The sequence below is a fragment of the Planotetraspora thailandica genome, from assembly GCF_016863335.1.
Taxonomy (GTDB): Bacteria; Actinomycetota; Actinomycetes; order Streptosporangiales; family Streptosporangiaceae; genus Planotetraspora; species Planotetraspora thailandica.
Map to the genome: position 1 here is coordinate 164885 of NZ_BOOR01000012.1, position 14866 is coordinate 179750.

Consider the following 14866-nt stretch of genomic DNA (forward strand, 5'->3'; position numbering starts at 1 on the left):
GGGCCGCGAAAGCTTTACGTCTGCCTGCTGATCTTCAACCCGAGCGAGGTGAACTGCTCGAACGGCCGGTGGTAGCCGCGCTCGATGTGATTGACGCCCCGCAGCGTGGAGGTGCCCTCGGCGACCGCGGCGGCCAGGACGGCGGAGAATCCCGCCCGGATGTCGGGGAGCGTGACGTCGGCGCCGCGCAGCTCCGACACGCCGCGTACGACGGCCGAGTGCTTGGCGTTGGTGTCGTGGTAGCGGCAGGCGGGGCCGCCCAGGCACTGGGCGAACACCTCGATCTCGCAGCCCATCTTCTGGAGGGCGGGCACGTACACCAGGCGGTTCTCGAAGACGGTCTCGTGCAGCACCGACATGCCCTCCGCCCGGGTGAACAGCACCGCCAGCGGTGTCTGCCAGTCGGTCATGAACCCGGGATGGGTGTCGGTCTGCACGGCGGCGGCGCGCAGGCCGTCGGGGGCGGAGGCGGTGAGCCACTCGTCGGTGATCTCGAACCGCGCGCCCATCCTGGCCAGGGTGGTGATGGCGGTGACCAAGCGGTCCTGATGGCAGCCGTGCACGCGCACCTCGCCGCCGGTGACCAGCCCCGCGACCAGGTAGGAGAAGGCCTCGATGCGGTCGCCGGCGAGCCAGGTGGAGGCGCCGCGCAGGCGCTCGACGCCCTCGATCACGATGCGCCGGTCCGGGCTGAGCTCGATCATCGCGCCCATGCGCTGGAGGAACAGCGCGAGCTCGACCACCTCGGGCTCCATCGCCGCGCCCTTGATGACGGTCTTGCCCTCGGCGAGCACGGCGGTCATCAGGATCGTCTCGGTGGCGCCCACGCTCGGGTACGGCAGCGTGATCCTGCTGCCGCGCAGCCGGGCCGCCTTCGCGATGATTCCCGACTCGCCCACCTCGATCTCGGCGCCCATCGACCGCAGCGCCTCGACATGGAAGTTGACAGGCCGCCGCCCGATCGGGTCTCCGCCGACCAGCGGGACGAACGCCTCTCCCGCCAGGTGCAGCAACGGGCCGAGCATCAGGATGGGGATGCGGTTCAGCCCCGTGTACTCCTCGGGCACCCGCGGCCGGATCTCGTCGCTGCGCTCGATCGTGATCTCACCCGGGGTGATCTCCACGTGGATGCCCAGCGCCTCCAGCATCGCCGCCGTCAGCCCGACCTCGCCGACCTCGGGGGCGTTGTGCAGTGTGCTCGGGCCGTCTCCCAGCATCGCCGCGACCATGTGTTTGGAGACCGCGTTCTTCGACCCGCGCACCTCGACGTCCCCCCGGAGGGGGCCAGACGGGTCGATCTGCCAAACTTCGTCACTGCCGTGCCTGCTGGTGCGCTCGGTAGGCTCGCTCACACTTACTCCTCGCCTGGGGCTGGTGGAGCCAAGGGTATCGGGGCCGGTCCGATCACCAAGTAGGTACCATCTGGACGGTGCGGCATTTGAGGGGCAATCTGACAACGCTGGTCACGACCGTGCTCGCCCTGGCACTACTCGGGGTCGCTGCCGGGTTCGTCTGGTCTGCCCTCGCGCCCGTCTCCCAGTACGTCATCACCGACACGGGTCCCGAGCTCGTCGATCTCGAGACGCAGACCCTCATCCAGGCCGACGGCTGGTTCGCGGTCGTCGGGCTCGTGTGCGGGCTCCTCAGCGGCGTGGCCGCCTACCTCCTGGCCCGCCGCAGGCCGGTCGCCGCCCTGCTCGGCCTGGCCGGGGGCGGCCTCCTCGCGGGATACATCGCGTTGCTCGTCGGAAGCTCAGCGAAGGGAACGATCCACGCGTCCGGGCCCGGCGGCGTGGCGACGACCGCGTCGCTCGGCCTGACCGCGCACGGGGTGATGTTCGCCTGGCCGGTCGCGGCCACCGGGATCTTCTGGGTGGTCGAGTTCGTCGTGACCTACCGGCTGAGAGGCCAGGCGTGAGCTGATCTACCGGCTCAGGGGCCTGAGCTCTGGCCGCCGCCGCCAGTGGCCGGTGGCGCGCTCGAAGGCGTGGCCCAGGCGCAGCACGTCGAGGTCGGCCCAGGGCCTGCCGACGATCTGCAGGCCCACGGGAAGGCCCGCCGAGGTGAACCCGCAGGGCACCGACATCGCGGGCGCGTGCAGCACGCTGACCCAGTAGCACGAGCGCATCCAGGCGAGATAGTCCGGCATCGGCGTACCGTCGATCTCCAGGACGTACGGGTCGTCCACGGGGAAGGGCGGCACCTGGCTGACCGGGGCGACGAGGAAGTCGTAGCCGCCGAAGAAGGCGTTCATCCGGTGGAACAGGCCGGTGCGCAGCCGTTCGGCCCGCGCGAGGTCGGCGCCCGTGACCTCGCGTCCTCGCTCGACGTTCCACCGGACGTTGGGTCCCGCCTCGGGCAGGTCGCCGAAGGCCAGCGCGTAGTACCACGCCCGGTAGATCCGGAAGGCGTCCTCGGCGTCGGACAGGTCGAGGTCCACCTGCTCCACCTTGGCGCCCAGGCCGGTGAGGGCCGCCGCGGCCTCGGCCGTCACGCGCGCCGTCTCCGGATCGACGGGCAGGCCGCCCAGGTCGGGGCTGAACGCGATCCTTGCGCCCGCGAAGTCCCGCTCCAGGGGTTCTGCGAAGGCCGAGCCCGCCTCCCTGATCGCGTACGGCGAGGCCGGGTCGAACCCGGCGATCGCCGTCATGAACAGCGCGAGGTCGGCCGCGGTCCTGGCCATCGGCCCGGGCACCGACAGGGTGAACCAGGCCGCGGACGCCGACTTCGACGGCACCCGCCCGGGGGTGGGCCGCAGCCCGGCGACGTTGCAGAACGAGGCCGGGTTGCGCAGCGAGCCGCCCATGTCGGAGCCGTCGGCGAGGGGCACCATGCGCGTGGCCAGGGCCGCCGCGGCGCCTCCGCTGCTGCCGCCCGCGCTCCTGGACAGGTCGTAGGGGTTGCGGGTCGCCCCGAACACCTCGTTGACCGTGTGCGACCCCGTGCCGAACTCGGGCGTGTTGGTCTTGCCGATCATGATGCCGCCGGCGTCCCTGACCCGGGCCACCAGCAGTTCGTCCTGGTCGGGCACGTGGTGGGCGAAGGCCGGCGAGCCGTACGTCGTCCTGACGCCCGCCGTGTCGGCCAGGTCCTTGTGTGCGACGGGCAGGCCGTGCAGCGGGCCGCGCAGGCGGCCGCGGGCCAGGTCGGCGTCGGCCTGGCGCGCCTGGTCGAGCGCCTGGTCGGCCACCAGCGTCACGATGGCGTTGACCTGGCCGTTGACCTCCTCGATCCGCCTCAGGCAGGCCTCGGTCAGTTCCACCGCGCTCACCTGGCGCGCCCGCAGCAGGGCGGACATCTCGGTCGCGGTCAGCTCCACCAGCTCGGTCACTTCGGCTCCCCCGTCTCGTACCGGCCGTCGCTACGAGTCTCCAGTGGGGCGCCCCCAGGGGCGATGGCAAGACTCGACAGGCTCAGCCCTTCGCGATGGGCGCGGTGACCGCCTGCGTGAGCCGTACGAGGTTGCCGGGGGCGGTCTCGATCTGCAGCCCCCGGCGGCCCGCCGAGAAGTAGATCGTCTCGAAGCCGAGCGCCGACTCGTCGACCACCGTGGGGAGCCTCTTGCGCTGTCCCAGCGGGCTGATGCCTCCCACGACGTACCCGGTGACCCGCTCCACCTTGGCCGCCTCGGCCATCGCGGCACGCTTGCCCTTGAGCGCCGCGGCGAAGGCCTTCAGGTCCAGCTTGCCCGCCACCGGGACGACCGCCACGGCCAGCCCCGTCTCGGTCTCGGCCACGAGGGTCTTGAAGATCCGCTCGTATGGCACGCCGAGCGCGTCGGCCGCCTCCTCGCCGTACGCCTGGGCGCCCGGGTCGTGGTCGTAGGGGTGGAGGGTGAACTCCGCCTTCGCCTGGGTCAGCGCGACCGTCGCGGGAGTGCCCTGGCCGCCCTTGCTCCTGGTCTTACTCACGACGCACAGACTAGCGATCCACACGCCGGCGGCCTGATCCTGACGGCCTGCCTGACTGCCCTTGACGGCCAGGTGTGTCGCGACTTGAATCAAGGCTGGCGAACAGCGATCACCGCGCCGCCACGTACACCTCGTCGGTCAGCGAGTGGTACAGCTGGGTCCACAACCTGAGGAACAACCCCAACGTCAAGATCCTCAAGTCCATCGCCCCGTCGACTTCCCGGTCGGCACCGACCCGAACCAGGCCTGGTACGGCGGGCTACCTGATTCGTCCGCAGTGCTCCGGCCTTCGGGCCTGGGCTGAAGCGGACCCTCTCGCGCAAGCGGGGCAGGAGACGCCGATTCGCCGTCAAGGCGAAACGGCGTTCACCGGCTCAGGCCGGGCGGTTTTGTTGCTTGATGTACTGGAGTAGGACGCTGATGGGTGCGCCGCCCACCGATCCGGCGAGGTAGGAGTCCGGCCACAGCTTGTTCGCCCGGTAGTAGTGACGGGCCAGCTCGGAGAACTCCTGCCGCATCCGTCGTGAGGAGACGCCCTTGAGGCTGTTGTCGAGCCTGGAGATGGCGACTTTGGGGCGGGAAGTTCACCAGCAGGTGATCCTGGCCTGGCCGTTGAACTTGGCCAGTTCGCACTCGAAGTCGGCGCGCACGTCCCGCATGATCTACTCCATGCGTTCCAGATGGGGCTCTCGTGAAGACCGGGTGCCGGAACTTGGTCACGAAAACCAAGTGGGCGTGTAGAGCGAAAACGCAGTGCCTGCCGCTTCCGATGTCTCCATATTCGGCCATAGACCAATGGCAAGATCATGGTGTGCAGCTTCGGTACGGCTTCCGTCTTTACCCGACGCCCGGTCAGCGTGAGTCGCTGGCGCGGGCGTTCGGGTCCGCGCGGGTGGTGTTCAACGACGGGCTGCGTATGAGGCAGGACGCCCACGCGGCCGGGCTGACGTACATCTCCGATGGGGACCTGTCCAAGCGGGTCATCACTGAAGCGAAGAAGACTCCGGAACGCTCGTGGCTGGGCGAGGTCTCGGCTGTGGTGTTACAGCAGGCGCTCGCCGACCTGAACGCCGCCTACCGCAACTTCTTCACCTCCCTGACCGGGAAGCGGAAGGGGCCGAAGGTCGCCCCGCCCCGGTACCGGTCGAAGAAGGACCACCGGCAGGCGATCCGATTCACCAAAAACGCCCGGTTTGCCATTACGCCTGGTGGCAAGCTGCGCCTGCCGAAGATCGGGGACGTGCCGGTTCGCTGGTCGCGGCGCCTTCCGTCTGAGCCGTCCAGTGTGACGGTGGTCAAAGACGCCGCCGGGCGGTACTTCGCCTCGTTCGTGGTCGAGGTCAATCAGCGGCAGTTGCCGCCGGTCGAGACCGAGGCCGGCATCGACCTTGGCTTGGGGCACTTCGCGGTGCTGTCCAACGGCCGGAAGATCGACTCCCCGCGTTTCCTGCGCCGAGCGGAGAGGAAACTCAAGCGCCTCCAGCGGGCGCTGTTCCGCAAGGAGAAAGCGTCGAACAACCGGGTCAAAGCCCGCCTCGCTGTGGCCCGCCACCATGCGAAGGTCGCCGACGCGCGCCGCGAGTTCCACCACCAGGAATCCACCAGGATCATCCGTGACAACCAAACGGTGATCGTGGAAGACCTGGCCGTGAACGGGCTCGCGCGCACCCGGCTGGCCAAGAGCGTTCAGGATGCGGGCTGGTCGGCATTCGTCGCCATGCTGGAGTACAAGGCCGCCCTGTACGGGCGGATCTTCCACCGGATCGACCGGTGGTTCCCCTCTTCCAAGCTGTGCTCTGCATGCGGGACGATCGCCGCGTCCATGCCGCTCAATGTCCGGGAGTGGATTTGCCCATGTGGGGCGATCCATGACCGGGATGTGAACGCTGCCAAGAACATCCTCGCCGCCGGACGGGCGGAGAGGTTAAACGCCTGTGGAGGGCCGGTAAGACCACCGCTCGCGGTGGCACAGCCCAGTGAAGCAGGAAGCCGCGGAGGCGCCGCGTGAGCACGCGGCACGGGCTGAATCCCCAACCTTCAGGCTGGGGAGCGCGTCAATACCCCATCATGTGGACGAACAAGAACTACAAGATGCTCTACGCCAACTTCGGCCACAACGACATGAACTACTCGACCAACACCCGCCTGTCGTCCACGTTCGCCAGTGAGGTCCAGAACCGGTTCGTGATCGACGGCCTGCGCTGGCTGGGTGGGGGGAGCACCACCACTCCGCCGCCGTCGGACACGATCTCGCCGACCGCGTGGTACAGCCTCGTCGGCAAGGGCAACGGCAAGTGCGTCGACGCCCGGGCGGCCGCCTCGTCGAACGGCACCGCCGTCCAGCAGTACACGTGCAACGGGTCCTACGCCCAGCAGTTCCAGGTGCAGCCGACCAGCGGCGGGTTCGCGCGGCTGGGCAACCGCAACAACAGCGCCCAGGTGATCGACGTGACCGACCGGTCGACGGCGGACGGCGCCAAGCTCCAGCTCTGGGCGTACGGCGGGGGTAACAACCAGCAGTGGCAGGCGGTGTCGGAGGGCGGCGGCTACTACCACTTCGTGAACCGCCTCAGCGGCAAGTGCCTGGACGTGCCCGGCGCCGCGGCCGCCGACTCCGTCCAGCTCCAGCAGTACACGTGCAACGGAACGGCGGCGCAGTCCTTCCAGTTGTCCCAGAAGGCGTAGCCCCCGTCCCGGGGCCGGGGGTGACAGGCCGCTCCCGGCCCCGGGAGAATCGTCAAACCGTCATAGATCGTAAAACGGGGAGATATCTCTCTTTGCGAAACACAGCGTCCCGCATAGTGGGCAGATCGGGATCTGTCGCTGGTCATCCGTAGACTGGGACGGTGATTTCCCGAATCGATCTGCGTGGGTCGCTGCCCGGCGACCTGCGCGATGTGCTGCCCCGCGCCGAGCTCGACGTCGAGGCCGCCCTGGAGAAGGTGCGGCCCATCTGCGAGGACGTCCGCCATCGTGGCTCGCAGGCGGTTCGGGAGCTGACGGCGAGGTTCGACGGGGTCGATCTGGCCTCCACCCGGGTGCCCGCCGAGGCGATCTCCCGGGCCCTCGACGAGCTCGACCCGGCCGTGCGCGCCGCCCTGGAGGAGTCGATCCGCCGGGCCCGCCTCGTCCACCGCGACCAGCGGCGCACCGACACCACGACCCGGGTCGTGCCCGGTGGCTCGGTGACCGAGCGGTGGGTCCCCGTCGGCAGGGTGGGCCTCTACGTGCCCGGCGGCCGGGCCGTCTACCCCTCCAGCGTGGTCATGAACGTCGTGCCCGCCCAGGAGGCAGGGGTGGTCTCGCTGGCCGTCACCTCGCCCGCGCAGAAGGAGTTCGGCGGGCTGCCGCACCCGACGATCCTCGCCGCCTGCGCCCTGCTCGGCGTCGAGGAGGTGTACGCCGTGGGCGGCGCCCAGGCCGTGGCGATGTTCGCCTACGGCACCGAGGAGTGCGCCCGCGCCGACATGGTCACCGGGCCGGGCAACATCTGGGTGGCCGCGGCCAAGCGGCTGCTCAAAGGCCGCATCGGCATCGACTCCGAGGCCGGCCCCACCGAGATCGCGATCCTGGCCGACGACACGGCCGACCCCGCCCACGTCGCGGCCGACCTGATCAGTCAGGCCGAGCACGACGTCATCGCCGCCGCCGTCCTGGTCACCACGAGCGCCGAGCTGGCCGACGCGGTCGAGAAGGAGCTGCCCGGGCAGGTGGCCGCCACCCGCCACTCCGAGCGGATCACCGAGGCCCTGGCCGGCCGGCAGTCGGGCATCGTGCTCGTGTCGGACATCGCGGACGGCCTGGCCGTCGTCGACGCCTACGCGGCCGAGCACCTGGAGATCCAGACCGCCGACGCCCACGCCGTGGCGGCCCGGGTGCGCAACGCCGGGGCGATCTTCATCGGGCCGTACGCGCCGGTCTCGCTCGGCGACTACATGGCCGGCTCCAACCACGTCCTGCCGACGGGCGGGTGCGCCTGCCACTCCTCCGGCCTGTCCGTCCAGACGTTCCTGCGCGGCATCCACGTCGTCGACTACACGCGTGAGGCCCTCGCCGAGGCCGCGCCGTACGTCTGCGCGCTGGCCGACGCCGAAGACCTGCCCGCCCACGGCGCCGCCGTCCGTGCCCGGTTCGACTGGGAAGTGCCCTCATGACGCTCGACGACCTGCCGATCCGCGACGACCTGCGCGGCAAGCACCCCTACGGCGCACCGCAGCTCGACGTGCCGGTGCAGCTCAACACGAACGAGAACCCCTACCCTCCGTCGGCCGCGCTGATCGACGACCTCGCCAGGGCCGTACGGCACGGCGCCTCCACACTGAACCGCTACCCCGACAGGGACGCGGTGGACCTGCGCAAGGACCTCGCCGACTACCTCGGCCACGGCCTGACCGCGCGGCAGGTGTGGGCGGCCAACGGGTCCAACGAGATCATCCAGCAGATCCTCCAGGCGTTCGGCGGACCGGGCCGTGCGGCAATAGGCTTCGAGCCGTCCTACTCGATGCACCCGATCATCGCGAGCGGCACCAGCACCCGCTGGATCGAGGGCGCCCGCGAGGAGGACTTCTCGATCGACGTGGGCCGCGCCGTCGCGGCCATCGAGGAGCACCGCCCCGGCGTCGTCTTCCTGACCTCGCCGAACAACCCGACCGGTACGGCCCTGCCGCTCGTGGTGATCGAGAGCATCCTGGCGGCGGCCCCGGGCATGGTCGTGGTCGACGAGGCCTACGCCGAGTTCGCCAGGACGGGCACGCCCTCGGCGCTGAGCCTGCTGCCGGGCAACCCCCGCCTGATCGTCACCCGGACCATGTCGAAGGCGTTCGCCATGGCGGGCACCCGGCTCGGCTACCTGGCCGCCGACCCCGCCGTCGTCGACGCCATGCTCCTGGTGCGCCTGCCGTACCATCTGTCCACCCTGACGCAGGCGGCGGCGCGCGTGGCGGTCGCGCACCGCGAGGAGTTGCTCGGCACCGTGGACCGGCTGCGGGCCGAGCGGGACGCGACGGTCGAGTGGATACGGCATCGTGGCCTGGAGGCCGCTGACTCCGATGCCAACTTCGTGCTATTCGGTAGGTTTCCGAACCGGCGCGCGGTGTGGGAAGGGCTGCTTGAGCAGGGTGTTTTGATCAGGGAGACCGGTCCCGCGGGCTGGCTGCGCGTGTCGATCGGAACGAGTGAAGAGATGGCGGCCTTCCGGGCCGCCCTGGAAGGGGTTCTCGGATGAGCGAGCGCCGCGGGCGTGTCGAGCGCAGCACCAAGGAGACGTCGGTGCTGGTCGAGGTCGACCTCGACGGCACCGGGGTGGTCGACGTCGCGACCGGCGTCGGGTTCTACGACCACATGCTGGCCCAGCTCGGCAAGCACGGCCTTTTTGACCTGACTGTGAAGACCGAGGGCGACCTGCACATCGACTCCCATCACACGATCGAGGACACCGCCATCGCCCTGGGCGCGGCCTTCCGCGAGGCCCTGGGTGACAAGTCGGGCATCCGCCGGTTCGGTAGTGCGTCGTGCCCGCTCGACGAGGCCCTGGCCCAGGTCACCGTCGACCTGTCCGGCCGGCCGTACCTCATCCACACCGAGCCGGAGGGCATGGCGCCCATGATCGGCCCGGACTACGACACGACCCTGACGCGGCACATCCTGGAGTCGTTCGTCGCCCAGGCGGCGATCTGCCTGCACGTGCACGTGCCGTACGGGCGCAACGCCCACCACATCGTCGAGGCCCAGTTCAAGGCCCTGGCACGGGCCCTGCGCGAGGCGTCCGAGCGCGACCCCCGCGCCACCGGCGTCCCCAGCACGAAGGGCGTGCTCTGATGACCCTCGCCTCAGGTGGCATGATCTTCATTGGCCTCTTCCTCCTCGGAGGGGTCTACTCGGCGATACGGCAGGGCATCAAGATGCTCGCCGTGCTGGCCGGAGTGGGAGCCGCGTTGGCGATTACGGCTGGAGTGATGTGGTGGCAGTAGGCAAGCGCGTCGTGGTGCTCGACTACGGCTCGGGCAACCTCCGCTCGGCCGAGCGCGCCCTCGCCCGGGTGGGCGCCGACGTGACCGTCACCGCCGACTGGGACGCGGCCCTCGCGGCCGACGGCCTGGTCGTGCCGGGCGTCGGCGCGTTCGCCGCCTGCATGAAGGGCCTGGTGAGCGTGCGCGGAGACCAGATCGTGGGCCGTCGCCTCGCGGGCGGCCTTCCCGTGCTCGGCATCTGCGTCGGAATGCAGATCCTCTTCGACAAGGGCGTCGAGCACGGCGTTCACACCAAGGGCTGCGGAGAATGGCCCGGCACCGTCGAGCGCCTGGACGCGCCGGTGATCCCGCACATGGGCTGGAACACGGTCAAGGCTCCCGAGGGCTCCGTGCTGTTCGACGGGCTCGCCCCCGACACCCGCTTCTACTTCGTGCACTCCTACGGCGTGCTGGACTGGAAACTGGAGGCCGGAGACGGCTTCACCCAGCCCCTGGTCACCTGGGCGGAGCACGGCGTGCCGTTCGTCGCCGCCGTGGAGAACGGGCCGTTGACGGCCACCCAGTTCCATCCGGAGAAATCCGGCGACGCGGGGGCTGCGCTGCTGGCCAACTGGCTGCGCACACTGTGACCCGAAACGACACCACCATGAGAGCTGTGAGCCGGCAGGGCCGGCGGACGGGACAGGAGGACGGGTGAGCAAGGAGCGGGCCAGGCGGAGGGCGGAGCGCGAGGCCGAGCGCGAGCGCCTCGCGGCGGCCCGCGCCGAGCGTGAGGCCCGGGAGTCACGGCGGCGCGAGCTGCGCGGCCGGATCACCGCGGTGCTGCCGCGTACGGTCAGGACGGCACGGCAGACGGGCCGCCTGGCCCAGCGGCGCCGCACGGGCAACCGGCTCGCCCTCGGGGCCTTCATCCTCGTCCAGGTCGTCGCCTGGCTTCTGCTGGACGGCTGGATGGCCCGGCTCGGCGTTTTGCTCGGATCCCTCCTCTTGATCCCTGTGCTCGTCACCATCGTCTTCGACCGGAGGTCGTGATCTATGTCGCTCGTATTGCTGCCCGCAGTGGACGTCGCGGACGGCCAGGCCGTCCGCCTGGTTCAGGGTGAGGCCGGGACGGAGACCTCGTACGGGGACCCGCTCGCCGCGGCGCTGGCCTGGCAGGAGGCCGGAGCCGAGTGGATCCACCTGGTCGACCTCGACGCGGCCTTCGGCCGTGGCGACAACCGTGAGCTGCTCGCCTCCGTGATCGGCGCGCTGGACGTGCAGGTGGAGTTGTCGGGAGGCATCCGCGACGACGCCTCGCTCGACGCCGCGCTGTCCACCGGCTGCCGCCGCGTGAACATCGGTACCGCCGCCTTGGAGGACCCGGCCTGGTGCGCCAAGATCATCGCTGAGCACGGCGACAAGGTCGCGGTGGGCCTCGACGTGCGCGGTACCACTCTGGCGGCGCGCGGCTGGACCAGGGAGGGCGGCGACCTCTGGGAGGTCCTCGACCGGCTGGAGTCCGACGGCTGCCCGCGTTACGTCGTGACCGACGTAACCAAGGACGGCACGCTGCGCGGCCCCAACCTCGACCTGCTGCGCGAGGTCTGCGCGCGGACCGACAAGCCGGTCGTCGCCAGCGGCGGCGTCTCCTCGCTCGACGACCTGCGCGCGCTGGCCACCCTCGTCCCCCAGGGCGTCGAGGGGGCCATCGTGGGCAAGGCCCTCTACGCTCAGGCGTTCACGCTCGAAGAGGCCCTGGCGGCGGTGAGCTCCCGATGAGCGAGTCGTTCACCCGGATCTCGTCCGGCGGTCCCTGGGAGGACCGGTACGGCTACGCCCGTGCGGTGGTCGCGGGCCCCCACGTCCTGGTGTCCGGCTGCACCGCCACGGTCGGCGGGGAGGTCCAGCACGTGGGCGACGCCTACAACCAGACGCTGACCGCGTTCTCCGTCGCCCTCGACGCGGTGGAGAAGGCCGGCACGTCCAAGTCCGACGTCGTCCGCACCCGGATCTACATCGTCAACGCCGACGACTTCGAGGCGGCCGGCCGCGCCCACGGCGAGGTGTTCGGCGACGTGCGGCCCGCCTGCACCAGCGTCCAGATCGCGGGGCTCGTCGACCCGCGCATGCTGGTCGAGGTCGAGGTCGAGGCCTACCGGCAGGAGCGGGCGTCATGACGGTCGCGGTGCGCGTCATCCCGTGCCTGGACGTCGATGCCGGGCGGGTGGTCAAGGGCGTGAACTTCGAGAACCTGCGCGACGCGGGCGACCCCGTCGAGCTCGCCCGCCGCTACGACGCGGAAGGCGCCGACGAGCTGACCTTCCTCGACATCACCGCGTCGTCGGGCGAGCGCGAGACCATGCTCGACGTGGTCCGCCGTACGGCCGAGCAGGTGTTCATCCCGCTCACCGTGGGCGGGGGAGTGCGCGCGGCCGACGACGTCGACCGGCTGCTGCGCGCCGGCGCCGACAAGGTGGGGATCAACACCGCCGCGATCGCCCGGCCCGAGCTGCTCACCGAAGCCTCGCGGCGGTTCGGCTCGCAGTGCATCGTGTTGTCCGTCGACGCCCGCCGGGTGGTCGACGGGCCGCCGACGCCGTCCGGCTTCGAGGTGACCACGCACGGCGGGCGCCGCGGCACGGGCATCGACGCCGTCGAGTGGGCCGCGCGCGGCCAGGAGCTCGGCGTGGGCGAGATCCTGCTCAACTCCATGGACGGCGACGGCACCGAGTCGGGATACGACCTGGAGATGCTCAGGGCCGTGCGCGCCGCGGTCACGGTGCCCGTCATCGCCTCCGGCGGGGCCGGCAGGCTGGAGGACTTCCCCGCGGCCGTCGACGCCGGCGCCGACGCCGTGCTCGCCGCGTCGGTCTTCCACTTCGGCCAGCTCAAGATCCACGAGGTGAAAGACACGCTGCGTGCCGCCGGCCACCCGGTCCGCTGAAGCCGCGGGGATCCTCACGTGTGCTCGGAGGGGCGCAGGAGCATCACGCCGAGCATGAGGGGGAACATGGCGAGGTGCGCGAGCACCATCAGCGCGTCGCCGTCGACGACCCCCAGCCAGAGCAGAGGGAACAGCGGAACGGCGGGGGCGAACATGGCGGCGCACATCTCGAGGGTGTGCCGCCAGGCGTGACCGCGGACACGCATCCAGGCGGCCATGCCGACGGACATGTCGAAGGCCATCACCAGATAGCCGAGCTCGGGGTACTGCGTGTGGGATACGTGCAGGCCGACGGCGGACCGGAGGAACCCCAGGGCGAACATCCCGGCGAACATCGCGAGGATCATTTCGATGTAGTGGAGGGTGAACCGGCGCCATCCGCGGCGCGCCTTCGTCGCTGTCTGTGTCATGGTTCGACGATGCGAGCCGGGCGGGCCGTGCCCAAGCAACGCGATCAGGCAGGTCCGGAATCTTGGGCATCCGGTCTTTCCCGCCTACAGTCGAGCCCATGAGGGAGCGGCCTTTCGTGATCGTCGGGTACGACGCCGCGGAGTTGCTCGACATCGCCTGCGTGGTGGCGAGCCTGGAGCGCGCGAACTGGCACGGCGCGGCTCCCTACTACAAGGTCCGCCTGGCCACGCCCGGAGCGCGGCCCATCGACTGCGGCCCCACCGTGACACTGCACGCCCGGGAGAAGCTCGAACGCGTCACCGGCCCGATCGACACGCTGCTCGTGTCGGGAGGGATCGGCAGCCAGGACGCGGCGGCCGACCGGCTGGTCGTCGCGCACGTCCGCCGGCTGGCCAGGGAGAGCCGCCGGGTGGCGTCCGTGTGCACCGGAACGTGGATCCTGGCCGCCGCCGGGCTCCTCGACGGCCGGCGCGCCACCACGCACTGGGACTCGGCGGACCAGCTCGCCGCGCACCACCCGAAGGTGGACGTCGATCCCGATCCCATCTTCATCCGTGACGGGAACGTCTACACCTCGGCCGGCGTCACCAGCGCGCTGGACCTGACGCTCGCCCTCATCGAGGAGGACAACGGCGCCGACCTCGCACGCACCGTGGCCCGCCAACTGGTGACCTACCTGCAGCGGCCGGGTAACCAGGCGCAGATGAGCATGTTCACCGCCGCCCCGCCGCCCTCCGACGGCCTGGTCAAGCGCGTGGTCGATCACATCACCGGCCATCTGGACGCGGACCTCACGGTAGCCGTCCTGGCCGCCGCCGCGGGTGTGAGCGAGCGGCACCTGACGCGGCTGTTCGTCCGCCACCTCGGGCAGGCCCCGGGCAGGTTCGTACGGCAGGCGCGGGTGGAGGCGGCGGCCCACCTGCTGGCCTCCACCTCCCTGCCCATGGCGACCGTGGCCCGTCGCTGCGGGTTCGGCACGGCCGAGACTCTGCGGCAGGCCTTCGTCGAGCGATACGGGGTTTCGCCCGCGCACTACCGGCTCACCCAGTCGCGAACGGCACTTCAGGGTCACAAGAGTGCGGGCCAAGAGCATGTTCGAGATGGGTGACCGAGTTCGGTCGAAGGCGTAACGCGGCTGTCGGCAGGCGGGTGCGCCTCGTGTGGGCGTGTTGGTAAGGGCGGCTCTACGCTCGGCCCGTGCCATACGAGATGGAGACGTATCAGCCGTACGCGGCATCCCGGGTTGTCACGATCGATGAGTTGTCTCGTCTGTACGTCCCGGACCACGAACCGGTGTTCACCTATGGCAGCGGTGGTGACGATGTGATGATCGTTTCGGTGCACGACGAGTTCAGCATCGTCTCGCTGCTGCACGACCGCACGTGGTACTGGCTCGAGCGGTCACCGGACTCGGATCTTGTTGAGAATCGTGTTGTGCGGGCAGGAGGCGTGGGTCCCCGCCGGTGTACTGGTGCGGCACGAGACCGGGCTGGCTGCGCTGCGGCTAGTCCACGACGCGCGATGACTCATGGACACCTTCACCTGGCGGGAACAGTGATCTGCGAGAGCCGAAATTTCGGGCGGCGATGTCGAGAACCCGTGACCGGCTCCGTCCCCGCGGTGAACGTGACCAAAATGGGTGCACAAGC

At 70.3% G+C, this 14866-nt stretch carries 17 protein-coding genes and 1 pseudogene; 13 read left to right on the top strand and 5 right to left on the bottom strand.

From position 1 onward, the window contains the following. Window positions 1-14: 14 nt before the first annotated feature. Complete coding sequence (gene murA, locus Pth03_RS11650) at window positions 15-1352, bottom strand: UDP-N-acetylglucosamine 1-carboxyvinyltransferase (RefSeq protein WP_203944191.1); 1338 nt, start codon at window positions 1350-1352, stop codon at window positions 15-17. A 77-nt stretch (window positions 1353-1429) separates the two neighbouring features. Here murA and Pth03_RS11655 point away from each other — a divergent pair, with 77 nt between their 5' ends. Then, window positions 1430-1918, top strand: coding sequence for a hypothetical protein (locus Pth03_RS11655; protein ID WP_203944192.1), 489 nt, complete (start codon window positions 1430-1432; stop codon window positions 1916-1918). Window positions 1919-1924: 6 nt separating this feature from the next. Here Pth03_RS11655 and Pth03_RS11660 read toward each other — a convergent pair whose 3' ends face one another. From Pth03_RS11660 to tnpA, 3 genes and pseudogenes are all read right to left on the bottom strand, one after another. Further along, entirely contained in the window at window positions 1925-3331 is a 1407-nt protein-coding gene (locus Pth03_RS11660) for an amidase (protein WP_203944193.1), read from the bottom strand. Between the two features lie 82 nt (window positions 3332-3413). After that, window positions 3414-3911, bottom strand: coding sequence for a Cys-tRNA(Pro) deacylase (gene ybaK / locus Pth03_RS11665; RefSeq protein WP_203944194.1), 498 nt, complete (start codon window positions 3909-3911; stop codon window positions 3414-3416). A gap of 374 nt (window positions 3912-4285) precedes the next feature. Further along, a pseudogene (gene tnpA / locus Pth03_RS42475) lies at window positions 4286-4700 on the bottom strand (IS200/IS605 family transposase). A gap of 22 nt (window positions 4701-4722) precedes the next feature. Between tnpA and Pth03_RS11675 the strand changes: the two are divergent. The 11 genes from Pth03_RS11675 to hisF all read left to right on the top strand — a co-directional run bounded on the left by Pth03_RS11675 (window position 4723) and on the right by hisF (window position 12806). After that, a complete protein-coding gene (locus Pth03_RS11675) occupies window positions 4723-5919 on the top strand; it encodes an RNA-guided endonuclease InsQ/TnpB family protein (protein WP_203944326.1) in 1197 nt (398 codons plus the stop codon). Window positions 5920-5978: 59 nt separating this feature from the next. Next, entirely contained in the window at window positions 5979-6596 is a 618-nt protein-coding gene (locus tag Pth03_RS11680; protein WP_203944195.1) for an RICIN domain-containing protein, read from the top strand. A 161-nt stretch (window positions 6597-6757) separates the two neighbouring features. Then, window positions 6758-8065 (top strand): histidinol dehydrogenase, encoded by a 1308-nt coding sequence (hisD, locus tag Pth03_RS11685; RefSeq protein WP_203944196.1) that lies wholly within the window; start codon window positions 6758-6760, stop codon window positions 8063-8065. Then, complete coding sequence (locus Pth03_RS11690) at window positions 8062-9135, top strand: histidinol-phosphate transaminase (protein WP_203944197.1); 1074 nt, start codon at window positions 8062-8064, stop codon at window positions 9133-9135. Before hisD ends, Pth03_RS11690 begins: the two co-directional genes overlap by 4 nt. Next, window positions 9132-9728, top strand: a complete 597-nt coding sequence (gene hisB / locus Pth03_RS11695; RefSeq protein WP_203944198.1) for an imidazoleglycerol-phosphate dehydratase HisB — start codon at window positions 9132-9134, stop codon at window positions 9726-9728. Before Pth03_RS11690 ends, hisB begins: the two co-directional genes overlap by 4 nt. Window positions 9729-9748: 20 nt before the next feature. After that, window positions 9749-9880 carry a CG2302 family histidine operon protein gene (locus Pth03_RS42040; RefSeq protein ID WP_275413079.1) on the top strand — a complete coding sequence of 44 codons (132 nt, stop codon included), beginning with the start codon at window positions 9749-9751 and terminating at the stop codon, window positions 9878-9880. Then, complete coding sequence (hisH, locus tag Pth03_RS11700; RefSeq protein WP_203944199.1) at window positions 9871-10509, top strand: imidazole glycerol phosphate synthase subunit HisH; 639 nt, start codon at window positions 9871-9873, stop codon at window positions 10507-10509. Before Pth03_RS42040 ends, hisH begins: the two co-directional genes overlap by 10 nt. 64 nt (window positions 10510-10573) lie before the next feature. Then, window positions 10574-10912 (top strand): hypothetical protein, encoded by a 339-nt coding sequence (locus tag Pth03_RS11705; protein ID WP_203944200.1) that lies wholly within the window; start codon window positions 10574-10576, stop codon window positions 10910-10912. A gap of 3 nt (window positions 10913-10915) precedes the next feature. Further along, window positions 10916-11641, top strand: a complete 726-nt coding sequence (gene priA / locus Pth03_RS11710) for a bifunctional 1-(5-phosphoribosyl)-5-((5-phosphoribosylamino)methylideneamino)imidazole-4-carboxamide isomerase/phosphoribosylanthranilate isomerase PriA (protein WP_203944201.1) — start codon at window positions 10916-10918, stop codon at window positions 11639-11641. Continuing rightward, complete coding sequence (locus tag Pth03_RS11715) at window positions 11638-12039, top strand: RidA family protein (RefSeq protein WP_203944202.1); 402 nt, start codon at window positions 11638-11640, stop codon at window positions 12037-12039. The genes priA and Pth03_RS11715 overlap by 4 nt, the downstream gene beginning before the upstream one ends. After that, complete coding sequence (gene hisF / locus Pth03_RS11720) at window positions 12036-12806, top strand: imidazole glycerol phosphate synthase subunit HisF (RefSeq protein ID WP_203944203.1); 771 nt, start codon at window positions 12036-12038, stop codon at window positions 12804-12806. The genes Pth03_RS11715 and hisF overlap by 4 nt, the downstream gene beginning before the upstream one ends. Window positions 12807-12820: 14 nt before the next feature. Here hisF and Pth03_RS11725 read toward each other — a convergent pair whose 3' ends face one another. Continuing rightward, on the bottom strand, window positions 12821-13216 hold the full coding sequence (locus Pth03_RS11725; RefSeq protein ID WP_203944204.1) for a hypothetical protein: 396 nt from the start codon (window positions 13214-13216) through the stop codon (window positions 12821-12823). A gap of 98 nt (window positions 13217-13314) precedes the next feature. Between Pth03_RS11725 and Pth03_RS11730 the strand changes: the two genes are divergently transcribed. Continuing rightward, window positions 13315-14325, top strand: coding sequence for a GlxA family transcriptional regulator (locus tag Pth03_RS11730; RefSeq protein WP_203944205.1), 1011 nt, complete (start codon window positions 13315-13317; stop codon window positions 14323-14325). Window positions 14326-14866 lie beyond the last annotated feature (541 nt).

Bases quoted from the DNA above. Each gene is read 5' to 3' on its own strand.
- Pth03_RS11680 (WP_203944195.1), top strand. From the start codon at position 5,979: ATGTGGACGAACAAGAACTACAAGATGCTCTACGCCAACTTCGGCCAC.
- Pth03_RS11715 (WP_203944202.1), top strand. From the start codon at position 11,638: ATGAGCGAGTCGTTCACCCGGATCTCGTCCGGCGGTCCCTGGGAGGAC.
- Pth03_RS11725 (WP_203944204.1), bottom strand. From the start codon at position 13,216: ATGACACAGACAGCGACGAAGGCGCGCCGCGGATGGCGCCGGTTCACC.
- hisF (WP_203944203.1), top strand. From the start codon at position 12,036: ATGACGGTCGCGGTGCGCGTCATCCCGTGCCTGGACGTCGATGCCGGG.
- Pth03_RS11690 (WP_203944197.1), top strand. From the start codon at position 8,062: ATGACGCTCGACGACCTGCCGATCCGCGACGACCTGCGCGGCAAGCAC.
- hisB (WP_203944198.1), top strand. From the start codon at position 9,132: ATGAGCGAGCGCCGCGGGCGTGTCGAGCGCAGCACCAAGGAGACGTCG.
- Pth03_RS11730 (WP_203944205.1), top strand. From the start codon at position 13,315: ATGAGGGAGCGGCCTTTCGTGATCGTCGGGTACGACGCCGCGGAGTTG.
- Pth03_RS42040 (WP_275413079.1), top strand. From the start codon at position 9,749: ATGATCTTCATTGGCCTCTTCCTCCTCGGAGGGGTCTACTCGGCGATA.
- priA (WP_203944201.1), top strand. From the start codon at position 10,916: ATGTCGCTCGTATTGCTGCCCGCAGTGGACGTCGCGGACGGCCAGGCC.